The sequence below is a fragment of the Acinetobacter sp. ABJ_C5_2 genome (assembly GCF_044538485.1).
Classification (GTDB): Bacteria; Pseudomonadota; Gammaproteobacteria; order Pseudomonadales; family Moraxellaceae; genus Acinetobacter; species Acinetobacter nosocomialis_A.
The window spans coordinates 1-16,322 of the sequence record NZ_JBIUCS010000014.1; the positions used below are offsets into that span (position 1 = coordinate 1).

Annotated in this window: 11 protein-coding genes, 1 tRNA gene and 2 pseudogenes; 5 read left to right on the plus strand and 9 right to left on the minus strand. The window is 37.6% G+C overall.

Annotated features, from left to right (window positions below; translation table 11 throughout):
- Positions 1–552: 552 nt before the first annotated feature.
- Both ACH8JV_RS12525 and ACH8JV_RS12530 read right to left on the minus strand, forming a co-directional pair.
- Positions 553–1,293 carry a hypothetical protein gene (locus tag ACH8JV_RS12525; protein WP_396521598.1) on the minus strand — a complete coding sequence of 247 codons (741 nt, stop codon included), beginning with the start codon at positions 1,291–1,293 and terminating at the stop codon, positions 553–555.
- A gap of 141 nt (positions 1,294–1,434) precedes the next feature.
- Complete coding sequence (locus ACH8JV_RS12530) at positions 1,435–1,770, minus strand: hypothetical protein (protein ID WP_396521555.1); 336 nt, start codon at positions 1,768–1,770, stop codon at positions 1,435–1,437.
- Positions 1,771–2,038: 268 nt separating this feature from the next.
- Here ACH8JV_RS12530 and ACH8JV_RS12535 point away from each other — a divergent pair, with 268 nt between their 5' ends.
- Together ACH8JV_RS12535 and ACH8JV_RS12540 are read left to right on the plus strand one after the other, a co-directional pair.
- Positions 2,039–2,347, plus strand: a complete 309-nt coding sequence (locus ACH8JV_RS12535) for a hypothetical protein (RefSeq protein WP_396521557.1) — start codon at positions 2,039–2,041, stop codon at positions 2,345–2,347.
- Positions 2,348–2,513: 166 nt separating this feature from the next.
- Positions 2,514–3,320 (plus strand): hypothetical protein, encoded by an 807-nt coding sequence (locus ACH8JV_RS12540; protein ID WP_284079706.1) that lies wholly within the window; start codon positions 2,514–2,516, stop codon positions 3,318–3,320.
- A gap of 110 nt (positions 3,321–3,430) precedes the next feature.
- On the opposite strand, the gene posA is transcribed toward ACH8JV_RS12540, so the two are convergent.
- Positions 3,431–7,429, minus strand: coding sequence for a delta-poly-L-ornithine synthetase PosA (gene posA, locus ACH8JV_RS12545; protein ID WP_396521559.1), 3,999 nt, complete (start codon positions 7,427–7,429; stop codon positions 3,431–3,433).
- Between the two features lie 644 nt (positions 7,430–8,073).
- On the opposite strand from posA, the pseudogene ACH8JV_RS12550 reads away from it, so the two are divergent.
- Positions 8,074–8,547: pseudogene (locus ACH8JV_RS12550) on the plus strand (SgcJ/EcaC family oxidoreductase).
- 564 nt (positions 8,548–9,111) lie between these two features.
- On the opposite strand, the gene ACH8JV_RS12555 reads toward ACH8JV_RS12550, so the two are convergent.
- Positions 9,112–10,680, minus strand: a complete 1,569-nt coding sequence (locus tag ACH8JV_RS12555; protein ID WP_396521561.1) for an MFS transporter — start codon at positions 10,678–10,680, stop codon at positions 9,112–9,114.
- 135 nt (positions 10,681–10,815) lie between these two features.
- Here ACH8JV_RS12555 and ACH8JV_RS12560 point away from each other — a divergent pair, with 135 nt between their 5' ends.
- Entirely contained in the window at positions 10,816–11,712 is an 897-nt protein-coding gene (locus tag ACH8JV_RS12560; protein ID WP_396521563.1) for a LysR family transcriptional regulator, read from the plus strand.
- A gap of 84 nt (positions 11,713–11,796) precedes the next feature.
- Here ACH8JV_RS12560 and ACH8JV_RS12565 read toward each other — a convergent pair.
- The 3 genes and pseudogenes from ACH8JV_RS12565 to greB all read right to left on the minus strand — a co-directional run.
- Positions 11,797–11,948 (minus strand): annotated as a pseudogene (locus tag ACH8JV_RS12565) (heme-binding protein); the annotation flags it as partial.
- Positions 11,949–12,303: 355 nt separating this feature from the next.
- Positions 12,304–12,393: transfer RNA gene (locus ACH8JV_RS12570), tRNA-Ser, on the minus strand.
- Between the two features lie 89 nt (positions 12,394–12,482).
- Positions 12,483–12,977, minus strand: coding sequence for a transcription elongation factor GreB (gene greB, locus ACH8JV_RS12575; protein WP_396463447.1), 495 nt, complete (start codon positions 12,975–12,977; stop codon positions 12,483–12,485).
- 373 nt (positions 12,978–13,350) lie between these two features.
- Between greB and ACH8JV_RS12580 the strand changes: the two genes are divergently transcribed.
- A complete protein-coding gene (locus ACH8JV_RS12580) occupies positions 13,351–14,463 on the plus strand; it encodes a transglycosylase SLT domain-containing protein (RefSeq protein WP_107972574.1) in 1,113 nt (370 codons plus the stop codon).
- A 92-nt stretch (positions 14,464–14,555) separates the two neighbouring features.
- Here the strand turns inward: ACH8JV_RS12580 and ACH8JV_RS12585 are convergent, their stop codons facing one another.
- Together ACH8JV_RS12585 and ttcA are read right to left on the minus strand one after the other, a co-directional pair.
- The gene (locus ACH8JV_RS12585; protein WP_001110719.1) at positions 14,556–14,939 is read right to left on the minus strand and encodes an SCP2 sterol-binding domain-containing protein; all 384 of its coding nucleotides are present in this window, start codon (positions 14,937–14,939) and stop codon (positions 14,556–14,558) included.
- 208 nt (positions 14,940–15,147) lie between these two features.
- Entirely contained in the window at positions 15,148–16,053 is a 906-nt protein-coding gene (ttcA, locus tag ACH8JV_RS12590; RefSeq protein ID WP_107972573.1) for a tRNA 2-thiocytidine(32) synthetase TtcA, read from the minus strand.
- Positions 16,054–16,322 lie beyond the last annotated feature (269 nt).

The following is a 16,322-nucleotide window of genomic DNA, read 5'->3' on the forward strand; positions in this document are numbered from 1 at the left end:
TAACATAATAGTCGTTATATGAATTATAAAATATTTTATAATTAAATGGCTATTTATTTATATGTAAATTTAGTACGCTATTGTATAGGTTCATAGATCAGCTTTAAATCAACTCTAATTTCTAAAAGAAAAAACAATTTAGTCTTCACACTCAAGTTTTTTATGCATCAATAAAAAAGCTAAACTTTTATCAACTAAATTACCTGATAGAACTTCTTCTCTACTATCTATAGTTAAATTTATAGATGTTTTCATAAGGAAGTTCCCAAGTGAAATACATAGCAGAACTAAGGCTATATAAATAAAACTATTCTTAATTTTTATAAAATATATAATTAGAGAAATGATTAAAAAAATAATTAATAAATTAATTATGAAATTATTAATAAAAATTGAATAATTATTAATTCCGTTAAATTCTACTAACCAAACTTTAAATAATTTAAAAGATGTATGCGTGCAATACAAATCTACAAATGAAATTGAGAGCAATACTACAACTGAAATGATTAGGCTAAATAAAGATTTTTTTAACATGGGATATTGTCAGTCTCAAAGTTGAAACCAAGGTTTCTTTGGTGCAGTCCCACTATATGCAGGACTAACTTTAATTGGCCCCTGACCTTTTTCGCATTGTTGAACACCCCACTCACTCGGGCGAAAACGTGCATTAGCTCCATCAGGCTCAGGTTTACCAAATTCTTTTTGAATATCATAATCAATGAGTGGAATTTCAAGTAGCACGATGTCTCCACGAGAACAGGCGATGGTAGGACGTTTCGTATCGTAAACCCATTTACCATAGCCATTTTCTTCCTTAGGATCAAAGCGCATAACTGGACCTATTTGCTGATCCCACGCCAATTCCATTCGAGGAGGCTCCATCGCTGTTACCCACATTCCTGCGACTTGTACAGGATGAGGGAAACGTACAGCCTGTAATCCACGTAAGCTAAAAGGTACTTGTGGCTCACCGTTGTCAAAAGCATCGTAACGACTAATTAAGCTCCCTTTGGGAATCAACAGTTCGCCATATTGTGCATCTCGAGATAAAACGAAATGACTGCGACTTTCCTTGTAATGCTCCTTAAGTGCAATCTCATACTCTACCGATGCACTCATATAAAATAAGTAACCTGCCCACAGGTCACAGATCAATGCCACTAGCGTAATAAATAATGTCTTTTTAGAAAAAAAACTCACAGGCTTTTGAGCCTTCTTTCGCCAAAAGAATAGTGCTTTCACTAATAGGCCTAGTGTTAGTACAACACCAATCAATGGCGCAATAAACAACAGAAAAATTGCAAAAACCGAGAATGTCTGTACAGGTATCATAATTATTAAATCTTTAGCTTCATATATTTTTATATCCACTCAATTCTATAGATACTTAATTTATTTCGTATAAGCTGTATTGTGTATTTTAGGAAAAATTTAAATATTTAAACCCAAGATGGATTCTCTAAAAGGGTCAAAAAGAATTTTTTCATTGCGCTCAATGGCTTTTTCTATAATTTTTATTATTCTAGCAGCCTCATCTATAAAATCTGTATAAATTTCGATGAGTTTTTTAAATTCGTTAATTAATTGATGAAGCTGTTTCCCACTATACAAATCATAATCTACATATGAAAGATCTGAAATAAGTGGAAGTGACTCCTCATCAAAAATTGAAACTAAAATATCTGCAAATTCTTTTTGTATTTGATAAGCGAATAGAGACTCGCCTTCTTCCATAGAGTTAACTGTCCAAATATGAACTAAATACATCCCTAAAATTCTTCCTATACCTTTTAATTTTGATATTTTACAATGTACTTAGCACATGAATATTATATAAAATTGACTCATGTATAATATATACGAATTTAAGCATACTGTTTTAAATAGATTTAAGCTAAGCAGGATAACCATAGTTTAGCTTTTTAAAAATCAACAATGCGGTCCGTATGTGAAAAAATATTCAACATGGTAGGATTCAAGAAAATGTACTATTTTGCAGAGGATCCCTTCTAGGTAATGTTACCTAGGAGGAACAATGAAAAAACTGAAATATCAGTATCAACAATCTGTAAAAACATCACACTTTAATGAGTTTTTTCTGAACCACTTTCCGAATATGAGAAGTGTGTACTATAAAAAATTCAGTACTAAGCAAGAGAAAAGCTTTTATTCAATGCATTTTATTGAATATAAAGATTACCCCCTTAAGCTTCGTGTAGCCCGTGGCCCTAGTTTAGTTGATGAATGGGATGATCTTCCAACATATTTCCACAAAGTGGCTAAAAATTGGAAGCATAATTCTAAGAGATCACACCAGTACTACAAAGAACATGAGCAAAAATAAAAAGCGGGAGCTGATTGCTCCCATTTTTTATCCGTATAAGGTGTATTACTTTGATTTTATAGAATTTAATAATTAAATATTCTTATTTATCTCTGAATTTCTCTATAAGCCACATAGTTATATATTCTAATCTAGACATGAATGGAAAATTCTCATTATGAACTTCATGAAAATTATAATTATTCTAATACAGTGTACTGCTATATTCGGATGTACAGACTCATCGAAAACAGCATCTCAACATTTATCTGAAAAATCTAATGTCAAATATTATAAAGACACCTCTAAACAAGGGGATTTAGTTGTTTGGGGTATTTCATCGGATTTAACTTTAAAAACAGTTGTAGGTGATAAAACAAATATTGCAAAAGGTACTATTTTGTCGAGCCCTTTTCTTGGTCAATTTCCTATTAACTTTATTCCTAAAATAAAATCTCTAAAGGAAAATGATGCCATCGAAAATGTTGCAGATCGTGAAAATCCTATGCAATTTAACTTACTTTTGAATGATGCTAAAAATATAGAAATTAATAATTTCTATGATACAAGTCATCAAAACCAAGTAAAAGTATTAGTAGAAAATTTTAGTACAGCTGATCCAATATATTTGACATATAAAAAAACACCACGAGAGTGGATAAATTATTTTACATCTCAAGAAGTTATTAAAGATGAAGATTTATTTAAAAAATTTGACTTAGAATGTTACTCACTTAAGAATTTGAAAGCTCATATTTCTCGTTTTTATCATTGTATAGGAAATGCATCAGACCCCTACCATTCTGAATTTTTAATGACAATTGCTAAACAACATGAGGGAAATAATCAAATTGTAGTGACTACAGAAGTTGAAACACCTCTATATCCAAATATAAGTATAAAATGGACAATGACTTACGAATCATTAAAAGATTGGAAAAAGGTAGATAAAAATATCTGGCGTTTATTAAAAGCTTGGAATGTGCATAAATGAACTGACTTCCAATATTTAACCCAATTTTTGATCAATTTAAATTATGAGCATTATCTAAAGTATAAAAAAGCCCCTGTTCTACAGAGGCTTTTTTTCAATTCAACAATTAATTATTTATGAACCCAAGGCACAGCCGGTGAACCAATCCAAGCAGATTTAGCCGGAATATTTTCACCTTTCATGACCAATGTTAATGGGCCTAACACAGCATGGTTGCTCACGTTGGCGTTATACAAAATAATACTGCGTGTATTTACCACAACATCATTACCAATATTCACTTGTCCGATTTTCATAATACGGTCTTCAAACAAGTGAGTTTGTGGACCCGAGAAGCTATTAAACTCAGCACGGTCACCAATGCTTACACAGTCAAACTCTGTAATATCAGCCGTATCCATATACACGTCTTTACCAATACGAACACCTAAAATACGCAAGAAGAATGGCAACATTGGCGTTCCTCTTAAGTAGTTTAAGAAGTTAGGAATCGCAACTGACTCATATAAGCTCGTGATCCCTTCACTTAACCATACAAACATAGTCCACATAGGAGCTGAACGTGGCTCATAACGACCAATCAAAATCCATTTCAATAGCGCAACAATAATGAAGCAGCCTACGCCATAGAGCAAACCAGCAAGCGTTAAAGCCAACAAACCAGTTGGAATGTTGTATTTGTTAATAACATCAATAATCTCAAGCACGATCATATAACCCACACCAATCGCAAGAGCGGCAGGTAATACAACACGAAGGCCTTCAATAAAACCACGCATTAAACGGCGTTTGATACTTGGCAAGAATGTTAAATGATCTGGATATTTCTCTGCAGCTTCACGTGCAGGCAATAACAATGGTGGTGAACCAAACCAAGTTTGACCATCGTACATTTCAACGTTATCAGGTGTTTTAGATTGTACGCCAATCAAGACGTTGTCTGGCAACACAGTACCATCAGCAATATACGCACTGTTTCCGACAAAACTACGGTTACCGATAGTCGTCGATTTCAAAGTCATCCAGCCGCCTTTGATTTCTTCATCACCTAGCATTACAGCATCGGCAATAAAGCTTTCTTCACCCAAAGTCAGCATTTCTGGAATAACACCGTTTGCGGTAGAAATTTCAGTATTTTTACCTACTTTTGCACCGAGCATACGGAACCATGTTGGCGCATAAATCGTAGCAAACAAGCCATGTAAGGTTTGTAAGCTTGTTTCTAAAATTTGAGATGCAAACCATTTACGGTAATACGTACCACCATGAACCGCATACGTTCCTGTTTCAAGACGAGGCAATGCAACCTTACGAATAACTGAAGAAATTATAGCAGTAATCATCATCATCATTGCACTAGCTGGAATCGCTAAAATGAAGTAGTACAGTGCGATTTGTAAATGTTCATTCGGGTTAATATTAAATACGTTTGCATCTAACCAGTCGACCAACAGGAAGCTTGGGAAAATTGGAATAAAGAACAAACACGCAATAATTAACGCACTAATTCCATAATATGCATATTCTGCAATTTTACGAATAAACGATAATTTTGGACGCTCTGGTAATTTATCGTGATCATCCACATGTCCAATTTTCTTCGCAGGTGTACCATCCCAAATTTCTCCAGCTGGTACCACTGTGTCATATTCAATTGAAGTTAACGCATTTACATGAGCTTGTTTTTCCAACACTGTATTTTCTTCTAATACAGCATAAGAACCCACATAACTGTCTTCTTTTAAGTGAATTGAACCTAAAACCAAGTGACCATGTTCGACTTTGGCATTCTCTAAGTTTACTTGAGAGCCAATGCTCACCCCATCTTCAACAGTAAGTAAAGACGGCATACGAATATGCACTGAACTAATCGTCACGTCATGGCCGATTTTCGCACCAAGCGCTTTCAAATATAAGTTAAGTAAAGTCGAGCCTGATAAAAGATAGACTGGTGAAATGTTGCTAATACGGTCTGCTAACCACCAACGGAAATAGGTTAATCCCCATAATGGATATTGCCCTGCACCAACGCCCATCATTAATAGTCGTTTTACAGAAATTGAAACAACAAAACTGGCAATAATAACGCTGATGTAAACCAATAAAGACATCGCGATTGCATTTGGAATACTGTCGCGTGTTCCACCAGTAAAATAGTGATAGGTAAAGAATGGCGCTAACCACTGCAAGATATTAATCGAGATTAAAACTGGAATGGTAACGAACTGTGCAATACCACATAACCATTTATAAGTTTGGTTACGAGGGTTATCTTGTCCAATCTGGCTATCAAATACAGTCGGCGTTGGTTGCTCTAGCATGAGTGCTGCAATTGCACCAACTCGTCTCGCTTGATATAAGTTTTGAATAGTCAGATGGCTATATTCTGGGTGTTCACGCAAGTTCGATATTAAAACAGCCGCTAAAAGTGAATGGCCGCCTAAGTCGTCAAAAAAATCTGAATCGAGTTTAATCGGCATGTTTGGGAACAAGCGATTCAAAATACCAAATAAGATTTCTTCTGCTGGGTTTTGCGGTTGGTCAGATTCACTACGGTCAATCACACTCGTAAGTGGACGTGCTTTTAAAGCTTTACGGTCAATTTTTCCTGACAATAAACGCGGAACTTCTTCAATAATCTCAAAACGGTTTGGCACCATATAAGGTGGTAAACGTTGGCTTAGATTATGACGAAGCTCTTTAATTTCGATTGCTTTTTTTGCATCAATTTCTGGTGCAATAAACGCAATAAGCTGATCAATACCGTCTTCAGGACGAAGAATAACTGCCGCAGTACCAATACCTTCAATATCGCAAAGCGCAGCTTCGATTTCACCAAGTTCAACACGGAAACCACGGATTTTTACCTGATCGTCCGCGCGTCCCAAGCAATGTACTTGACCAAACTCATCAATTTTAGCTAAGTCGCCAGTACGATAGAGCGATTGTTCATCTGGACCGTCTGCCCACGGGTTTTGAATAAACTTATCAGCAGTTAAGTCAGGGCGACCTAAGTATCCTTCTGCCACACTTGGACCAAAAATACAGAGCTCACCTGTTTCACCTTGCGGCAGTAATTCTCTTTCAGCGTTAATGACCAACATGCCATAGTTTGGTAAAGGTTTACCAATCGTGACGAGTTTGCCACGCTCTAACGCCTCAAGGCTTGCAGTAACCGTAGTCTCAGTTGGACCATAAGTATTAAACATTTTGTGATGAGGCAATGCCCAACGGTCAACCAGTGAATCCGGGCACATTTCCCCACCTAAGTTAATAATTCTTAAGTTAGGTACATCTTCTGGGAATAAAGCAAGTAATGTCGGTACAGCATGCAATACTGTAATTTGTTCTTGCTTTAATGTTTGGCATAAACGTTCAGGGTCACTCACAAGCGACTTAGGTGCAATCCACAAGGTTGCCCCAACCAAGTAAGAAAGCCAAATTTCTTCAAACGACATGTCAAAAGCAACAGAAAAGCCTTGATAGACTTTGTCTTGCTCTTGAATACCCAAAACATTATTTTCACTACGTAAAAAGTGACAAATATTTCTTTGAGTAATCACAATCCCTTTCGGCTTACCTGTCGAACCTGACGTATAAATAATATATGCAGGTTGTTCTGGGGTGGTTTTAGCTAAAGGAATATTTTCGCTAAGTGGCTTTTGCAGTTCAGTATTGGTCCACTTTGTTTGTGGTACTTCATCTAAATGCGCATGCCATTCATCTGTAGTAATCATTCCTACAGCGTCTGCATCTTCAAGACACACCGCAATACGGTCTGCTGGCGTATCCATATCAAAAGGAAGCCAAGCTGCACCACTTAAACAAATCGCCAATTGAGCTTTTAAAAGCTCGATACCACGAGGCAACCATAAGCCAACAATATGACCAGGTTTTACCCCCCTTATCGTCAAATGTTGAGCCATAATTAAGGCTTGCTGATATAACTCACCATAACTCAACGTTTTATCTGCTTCAATTAAAGCCGTTTTATCAGGAAGAGTTTGTGCAGTATGGACAAAAATATCGGCCAAGACTTCATGCTGCAAAAATTCCGGATGATACTTTCCACGAATAATATTATTCGTGTTTGTTACAAACTGGTTCATTTTTATACTCTCTTTAATTTTCTGATTTGGCTCAAATGAAGTCATGTTTGTTTTTCTGACTCATTAAAGAAATCAAGATATGTCATAAATTAAATAATTGAACTTAAATCAAGATTAAAGTTTTAGTTTTGAAGTCTATTTAATAATATATAAATTCCGATTGTTTAGGCTCATATTTTCTAAAAAAATTAAGCTTTTAGCTGCAATGTTTGAATTTCACCACCACCATTAGGATGAAAAATGTACAAAACTAGCGAAGTAAAAACCTATAATTCACAAGATTTATATAACTCTAATTTTAATAAAACTAATAAACGCTATCCTGTATCAAATTCTCCATATTTTAAACTTAATTGATTCGTTCTGAACATTTAAAATGCCCCCAAACAATCGAAGATTCTATTTAAATTTTTAACGGATGTTTGATTATTAACAGTATATTAAAGTCAATATGAGTCATTTCTATTTATCTTATATTTTTATCTATATTTTTCTAAAAACTTATCCATCGATTAGCTCAAACTTATAGTTGCTCACCCCTAAACTTTTTTGCGTTAAAAGTATGGCGTGTTTATAGGAATAAGTCCTTGCATGCTGAGCTATGACTAGCTGTTCCGTTTAAGCATGTCGAAGCCCATTCATTTATAATATATTCAAAATGGACTTAAAACTTAAATAGTGGGAATGATATGAGTCAACACATAATAAACCCAGAAGACATTCCTTTAGCATTTCAAATTGCTTGGAATAATCATGATATGAAGGCCTTTGCTGCTCTTTTTCATCAAGATGCGACTTTCGTTAATCGTTTTGGCCATTACGTTAAAGGCGTTGATGAAATTGTTGCACTTCATCAGCCTATTCATGACACCATCTATAGCGACTCAACACTAGAGAATGAACTCATAGACATTACACCGATAAGTGATGATATCTGTATTTCACACTTTTGGAGTCGCTTAACTGCGGGCGTAGCTCACCCTCAGGGTCCCCATCAAATTGATACTCTCATTCTTACTGTACTCACCAAGAAGAACAATTCTTGGTACATTCAAGCGCTTGAAAATGTGACTTTAACAAACCCACGAACGGGAGAGACCATACTTAGAAATATATAAAAGAGCGTAAGATTATTTTTTAGTAATTTATATGCATAAAAAAAGCCCTTGTCTTTTTAAGAATTTGGTTATTTTTCAACCACCACGAAGTGTTCGCACCTTTAACAGTCGTAGATCAATTTCATGTTCTTGATTTGGTGAGGGGGGGGGTGACGAACTCTGCGATCTCACGTGGCGGGAAAGAAAAATACTTGTGCACTTTTACTATCTTTTTGGCATCTACATTTGCTTTATTACAATTAAAGCAAACAACCGTATTGTCTTAAGCAGATAAAGAGAATGTAACCGTGATAGCAAATTTTTCAGAAAGTTCATCAGCTACAACGTAATTTTTACCTCATTTTGTAGCAAATCGAATTCAAAGCAGCTTCGATTGGCGGTTTTTGACCGACTTGAGCCAGTAATCCTAGCCGGCCCCAACCTACAATTTGCTCAGATTTGGAAAAACAATATCAAGCCATACAACCTCAATTATTCCTTAGGAGCACTTGTGCTCCACCGTTTACACTATTACTGTATCTCATACCAATATATCCAAAGACTGACTAATCAATGAAGTGACCGTCATATGGTATCTGACTTTGATTCAATATGCTCATTATCTGAATAACCGCAATTCGTACGCGATGTACGATTCAAGAAGAAGAAGGCAATAAGAGCCGACAAGAGAGTAATGACGATCAAAACATGAGTCAGGCTCTGGAAAGCATTGGTATAACTCGACATAAGAAGGTTGCGATTCATCTCAGGTAACATTGCAGATGCAGAAGAGAGATCGCCTACTGCAATATGCTGTGATGCTTCCGTGATTCGCAAAGCTGTAACAGAGCTCCCACTATTTGATAATAAAAACTGTAGCTTCATGCTAGCGAAAGTCGACAGCAAAGCTACGGTAATGGCTAGCGCAACACCCTCACTCGCAACTCGCGTGGTATTAAAAATACCAGTCGCCATCCCTGCCCTCTCTTTAGGCACAACACTGATTGCAAGCCCGTCCATGAGTCCCCACGGCATACCAGCGCCAATCCCAATAAGTAACATTGCAATGATGACAGCATACCCAGAGTGACCATCGTTGATCAAGCCAAGCAAATAAAGCCCAATCGCAGCGATTACGAAACCAATTCCGCACAGAACACTGGCTGAGATCCAGCGTGTCAACGAAGCAACCAGCATGGGGATTACGAGCAATGGTGCCGATAAAGCCAGCATCAACTGACCTGCTTCAATTTCAGAATAACCACCAACTCCAATAAAGCGCAGCGGTAATAGTACAATCAACACGATATAGCAATAGCAAGTTCCGATAGGCAGCATCTGCACGCCTATAAAACGTGGATAACGAAACAAACTGAGATCAAGCATTGGTTTCGTCACTCGTAGTTCAATAAAAATAAAGATGACCGACAAAACCAATGAAGCAATCAATAAAGTCATCACCTTTGGACTCGTCCAGCCACTTTCAGGCACCTCAATGACACTAAATGTGAAAAGCGACAAGGCCCCTGTAAAGGTCAGCATACCTAACCAGTCAAATCCTGTCGCATCGGGATCACGCGTTTCACGCATTTGTGACATTCCCAAAATCAGTGCCACAGTACCAATGCCTGCAATTGCAAAGAAAATTGATGGCCAACCAAATATGTCAATTAATGCACCAGACATTAGAGGACCGAAAGCAAGGCCTACCCCAAAGCTTGTGCCTAGCATACTGAAAGCGCGTGTACGCGCATGTCCCTCGAACTCCTGTGCCAGCGCAGACGAACCACCAGACAGCGCTGCCGCTGCAGCGACTCCTTGTATGGCACGTAATGCATCAAGCCATACTACAGTCGAGCACATGCTTAAAACCAGCGAAGTAATAATGAATAATGTCATGCCTAGAATAAACATACGTTTCCGGCCAAACTTATCGGCCAAGACTCCAGTGGCCATTAACAAACTGCCAAAACTTAACATAAAAGCATTAGTGATCCATGTAAGGGCTGTGGCACTACCGCCCAAAGTATGGCCAATCATAGGCGTTGCAACTACTCCTCCAGTAAAGCTCAATGGCAGGACTACCGCAGCAAGGCAAATCGAAACCAGAATGAGTACTTTGCTTCGGTCAGTGGTGAAAGTCGTATTTGTCATGAAAATACCTATTCTGAGAAAGATGATTTCAGTGAATGAATTGCTATGGTGAGTATAATTTCGACTTAATATTAGATAAATACGATATAATTCCACTTATAATGGAATAAAATTCTATAATTAATCGGGTATTTCATGGATAGCTTTAATGGAATTGTCTACTTTGTAAAAACAGCTGAAGCACTCAGCTTTGTCGGTGCTGCCCGCGCACTCGGTGTGTCCGCATCTGCTGTGGGCAAAAGTATTGCTAAGCTTGAACAAGCGATGGGAGTACGATTGTTTCAGCGCAGCACGCGCAAAGTTCATTTGACTGCTGAAGGTGAGATGTTCTATCAACGTTGTCGATCAATCTTGGACGATCTCGACGAAGCACAGGCTATGCTGTCTCATGCGATCCAGACACCACGCGGTAAGCTACGATTAAGCTTACCAACCATCGGTTACCACTTCTTACTTCCTGAGCTACCTGAATTTCGCCGACTTTATCCAGAAATTGAGCTAGACATTGATTTTAATGACCAACTTGTCGATGTCATCAAGGAGGGTTTTGATATCGTCATACGTAGTGGAGATCTACCAGATTCTAAACTGATGTCGCAGCGGCTAGGAACATGTCGTCATGTATTGTGTGCAGCGCCTGCATATCTGGCACATAGGGGCATCCCACGCACACCTGTTGAATTGGAACAGCATGACTGCATACGTTATCGCTTTCCAAATACTGGGAAGCTCATGGCATGGACGATGTCAGCCGATCCCCTCTGGTCACAACTACGGCTACACACTATCTTAACGTTTAACAACATGGAGGCCGTATTGACTGCTACGATTGATGGACACGGGATTGCTTACATGCCTGATTTCTTGGTGCATAAAGCTTTCGAAGAAGGAAAACTTCAAATTGTATTGAATAACGCCGAACAGGAACTCGTTCAGTTCTGGGCATTATGGCCGTCAAACCGCCATCTTTCTCCCAAAATCAGAGCTTTTGTGGATTTTATTTCAAAAAAGTTGTTTACATTAAAAATATGAAAATAAAAAAAGAACATAGGCAATAAACGGTCCTAAGGTTCCTTAATTCAGTACCCTGACACTCTGTACTAATTCCTTTTGCAGTGATGCTCCACCAAGACGTTTCATGGTTAAAAGGTTTCCTGTTTCATCAACAACAGAAAGACTGACGTTCAGCCCATTTCACTGGCTGCTTGCTATGCTTGTTCCAATAAAATTTCTGCATCACTCAATGTTAAATAATGTTTGGTTTTCATGTATTCCACATGAATATTTCATTTTAAAACAGCCTTTTATCGTTCTTAAAAGGACTTATCGTTTAGAGATGACAGGCATCTTAGAATGAATTTATCTCACTAAAAATCATTGAGTTGGCAAAATACTATTGAATAAAAATCAAGAAATACGCAGAGATGTTGTCATTAACAACTAAAAGCAGAGTCAAAAATCATGCATGTAGTGCGTAGCTACAGAGTCGTATGTTTTCTAAAATTTCAGCTAGATTTATTCTTATTCGGACTATTCCAGTCCACGCTTTAAGGTGAAGCGGTTGAGGGATAAAATAATAGATAAAAAAAGCCCTTGTCATTAACAAGGGCTTTTTAAGAATTTTGGCGGAAGCGGTGAGATTCGAACTCACGGAGGACTCACACCCTCGTCGGTTTTCAAGACCGGTGCATTAAACCGCTCTGCCACGCTTCCAACGAGCGCTATGATATAAACAAAAATGCAAGTTGGCAAATCTTTTATTTAATTTTTAATTCAAACGCTCAAAATAAAAACAAATCTATTTAAATTTCATCATTTTTAGGCTTTTCATAACGAATTGCATTGATATACCAAAGTTTTTTACCTAAAGGGGTGTGTACTTCGACCTCATCATCGACTTCTTTACTCAACAGTGCACGCGCCATTGGCGACTCAATCGAGATATGCTGAGGATGGTGATCATAAATTTCGTCAATCCCGACAATTCGTAAGGTTTTTTGCTCCCCTTCTTCATTTTCAATTTCGACCCAAGCTCCAAAATAAACTTTGCCTTCTTGCTCCGGAGCATAATCAACAATTTTTAACTCTTCTAAACGTTTTCCTAAATAACGTACTCTGCGATCAATTTTTCTCAGTAGCTGTTTATTGTACTGATAATCGGCATTTTCACTGCGGTCGCCGAGGCTTGCAGCCCAATTCACTTTCTTGGTGATTTCTGGTCGTTCTTCATGCCAAAGTTGTTTTAATTCAGCAACTAATTTGTCATGTCCTGACCGCGTGATTAAGTTAGATTTCATGATAAAAAACCACTGATGAACAACATACTGCTTACAAGATGTAGCATTTTATACCCTATTTACCCATATCAGAAGTGTATAAATTTTCTTCCTTAATAAATTCATGTTGTTATGTTGATATATCGAATATTTAATTGTTCAAAATTTGACAATCTTTTTTTTGAATATTATGATGCGCGCATCTTAAATGTTGAGTATTTTTTAACCCAACCAGCAACTATGTAGATTTTCTACACAGTTTATTTTTTTCATTTCATGTCATTTTGAATGACGTCATGACTGCCCACCCCTTATTGAATTTATCAACTTTTAGAAGTTATGGCAGCTTTTTGCCTGGCTTTCTAGGGCATAAATTATCTGTAGCGGAGACAACATGCACAGTAATTCAAGTTCTGGGTCGAGGCTTAGCCTTAACTCTTTATTTTCTTCTCTCCCATTGAAAGTTCTTGCACTCAGCACTATGTTTTTTCCCTTTCATAGTATCAATGCAGGAAAAACCCTACAGTACAATACTGTAGTTAACACAAACACATTAACCGTAGTTGCTGTAGAAAGCCCAACTACTGTTTTTAAAGAAGATCAATTTTTACATGGCTTCGGTTATGACCTGGCTCGTAACTATGCGCAAAGCTTAAATGTAAAGTTGGACTTCAAAATCGTGGCTGATAACGCCACCGCACTCAAATGGGTCCAGCAAGGTAAAGCAAATCTTGCCATGACGACCGCGAGCTTAAGCTCAATCGAGAACAAAGGTTTAATGTCTTTTTCTGCAAGTTGTGGTGACATCGTAAATTTGCAAAAAAATGGATTAAATCCCGATTTAAGCTGGGTGTTTAAACAAGCTGATGATCCTCTTACACAAACTGCCAGTGGTTTTGTTTGTCAAAGCAAGCAAAATGGTCTGACTCAACAACTGGCTTCATTTTACAACCGTAACGTTGTAAAACCTGAGTCTTGGTCTACGATTCAACGTGACATAAGTACACGTTTACCTATTTACAAAGCCAGCTTTAAACAAAGCGCGGCGAAGTACGATTTAGATTGGCATTTGCTTGCAGCAATGAGCTATCAAGAATCGTATCTCAAGCCAGAGTCTGTTTCACCAACAGGCGTACGCGGGTTAATGATGTTAACCAACAGTACAGCTCGGGCAATGGGTGTAAGTAACCGTAGCGATCCAGCGCAAAGCATTCAGGGCGGTGCGAAATATTATGATCTCATGCTAAGTGAGTATGGTGATATTCCCTTCCCAGATCGTAACTGGTATGCCCTTGTGGCCTACAATATGGGCCCTGGTGCAGTCAACCAAATCCAGAAGCGCTTACAAACCCAAGGGAAAGATCCAAATCAGTGGGTAAATCTCTATGACTATTTACAACGCAATCAAATGCGGAATGGTCGATACAAACAAGCGGTGCAGTACGTGACTCGTATTCGTGCTTATCTTGAGCATATTAAAACGGCGCAAACGCGAATCAATATCTAGTTTTATTGTTTTTAAAAGTTGATAAATTCAGTGTTTGTATCAATAAAAAGCTTACCTCTTGGGGTAAGCTTTTTATATGAATTCTTTTAGACTTAAGCTGTTTGTTCTAATACTTTCTTGAACAAATCTTTTTGTTCTTGGCTTGGTTTAGCTGTTTGTAAAGCCATTAACTGAGACATGTCGCCTTGAACTTTAATTTTACCAGTCATGAATGCTTGCATAGCCGCAGCCATATCAAACTCAAGGAATACTTTACGTAAAGTTTCAGCATCCATGTTCAAGGTTGTTTTGGCATTTGAAGACAAACCTTTTTGGATTTTACCCCCATCTAACGCTAATTCGGTATTTCCAGAAGCATCTGTAACTACTAAATTAATTGCCAAATTCGCAAGAGCTGGTGGCAAATTAAGATCACCTGCTTCAGCAGTTAATTTTTCGACAGTCGCAAACCAATCATCAGTTAAAAATGCAGGCATGATTCTTCCTCAAATTTATTTGTTCAATTTCTCTAGTTAGTTGTCTATCCAGACAACATCATATGAAGCACTTCTGCTTGTGCGTTGTTATAGCATGTAATTTTAAGGTTGGGCTATGACTTTTTGTACGGAACATTCATTTTTTAGTATTTTGATACATTAAAGGCACTTGTTTATAAAGTGCCTTTAATTGACTTACTTAATCGTTTTATTCAGCAGCAAAACTTAAGTTCACTACATCTAAACGTTTTTTAAGTTCTTCAGGGTCTTTAAAGTCGATCTCGCGCTGAGAATCTAGCGCTTCAAAATCAAACAAATCACGGTCCGCTAACTGAGACGGAGATACGTTTTGTAAAGCACCAAAAATACTGTGTAAACGTTTCGGATATTGTTTATCCCACTCACGTAGCATTTCATTAAGCATGGCACGTTGTAAGTTCTCTTGTGAACCACAAAGGTTACACGGAATAATTGGGAACTTACGTAATTCGGCATATTTGATAATGTCTTTTTCTTCAACATAAGCCAAAGGACGAATCAAAATGTTCTTCTTATCTGACGACAAAAGCTTAGGTGGCATTGCCTTTAAGCTGCCGCCATGGAACAAGTTCAAGAAGAACGTTGCAATGATGTCATCACGGTGATGACCTAACGCAACTTTAGTGGCACCAATTTCTTGAGCAAAGCCATAAAGCGAACCACGACGTAAACGTGAACACACTGCACAGTATGTTTTACCTTCAGGTGTTAAACGCTTGGTAATGGTATAAGTGTCTTTTTCCAAAATGTAATATGGAATGTTATTTTCTTCCATATAACGTGGTAAGACATCTTCAGGAAAGCCCGGCTGCTTTTGGTCAAGGTTAACCGCAACAATGTCAAAGTTGATCGGTGCAATACGTTTGAACTGCAACAAAATGTCGAGCAAGGTATAACTGTCTTTACCACCAGACACACACACCATGACCTTGTCACCATCTTCAATCATATTGAAGTCACGAATGGCATGTCCAACTTGACGGCGAAGCTTCTTAAGCAAACGATAATAGACCGAGCTTGTTGGAAGTTCAGGCTTAAAATTAAATCCTTCGTTGGACTCAACTGGCGCGTACATAGACGAGATATACCCATAAATAAAAATACCGCGCAATTTTATATGATTCGGACGGGAATCGCATCAAAAGAATAGTTTCAATTCTTGAAGTCGTCATAATGCTCAGGCATGATGCAAAAGCAGTGCTCCATTTTGACCGATGAGTTCATTTTTTGCGCAAAATGCTTACTTTTTGGACTTTTCCACAGTTTTCCACAAAACCTGTGGATAAAATTGTGGATTTCTTAATACTTGACAAACTGTTTTCACCTTCTGTTAAGGGTTTTATT

Bases quoted from the DNA above. Each gene is read 5' to 3' on its own strand.
- ttcA (WP_107972573.1), bottom strand. From the start codon at position 16,053: ATGTACGCGCCAGTTGAGTCCAACGAAGGATTTAATTTTAAGCCTGAA.
- posA (WP_396521559.1), bottom strand. From the start codon at position 7,429: ATGAACCAGTTTGTAACAAACACGAATAATATTATTCGTGGAAAGTAT.
- ACH8JV_RS12560 (WP_396521563.1), top strand. From the start codon at position 10,816: ATGGATAGCTTTAATGGAATTGTCTACTTTGTAAAAACAGCTGAAGCA.
- ACH8JV_RS12535 (WP_396521557.1), top strand. From the start codon at position 2,039: ATGAAAAAACTGAAATATCAGTATCAACAATCTGTAAAAACATCACAC.
- ACH8JV_RS12555 (WP_396521561.1), bottom strand. From the start codon at position 10,680: ATGACAAATACGACTTTCACCACTGACCGAAGCAAAGTACTCATTCTG.
- ACH8JV_RS12530 (WP_396521555.1), bottom strand. From the start codon at position 1,770: ATGTATTTAGTTCATATTTGGACAGTTAACTCTATGGAAGAAGGCGAG.
- ACH8JV_RS12585 (WP_001110719.1), bottom strand. From the start codon at position 14,939: ATGCCTGCATTTTTAACTGATGATTGGTTTGCGACTGTCGAAAAATTA.
- ACH8JV_RS12580 (WP_107972574.1), top strand. From the start codon at position 13,351: ATGCACAGTAATTCAAGTTCTGGGTCGAGGCTTAGCCTTAACTCTTTA.
- ACH8JV_RS12540 (WP_284079706.1), top strand. From the start codon at position 2,514: ATGAAAATTATAATTATTCTAATACAGTGTACTGCTATATTCGGATGT.
- greB (WP_396463447.1), bottom strand. From the start codon at position 12,977: ATGAAATCTAACTTAATCACGCGGTCAGGACATGACAAATTAGTTGCT.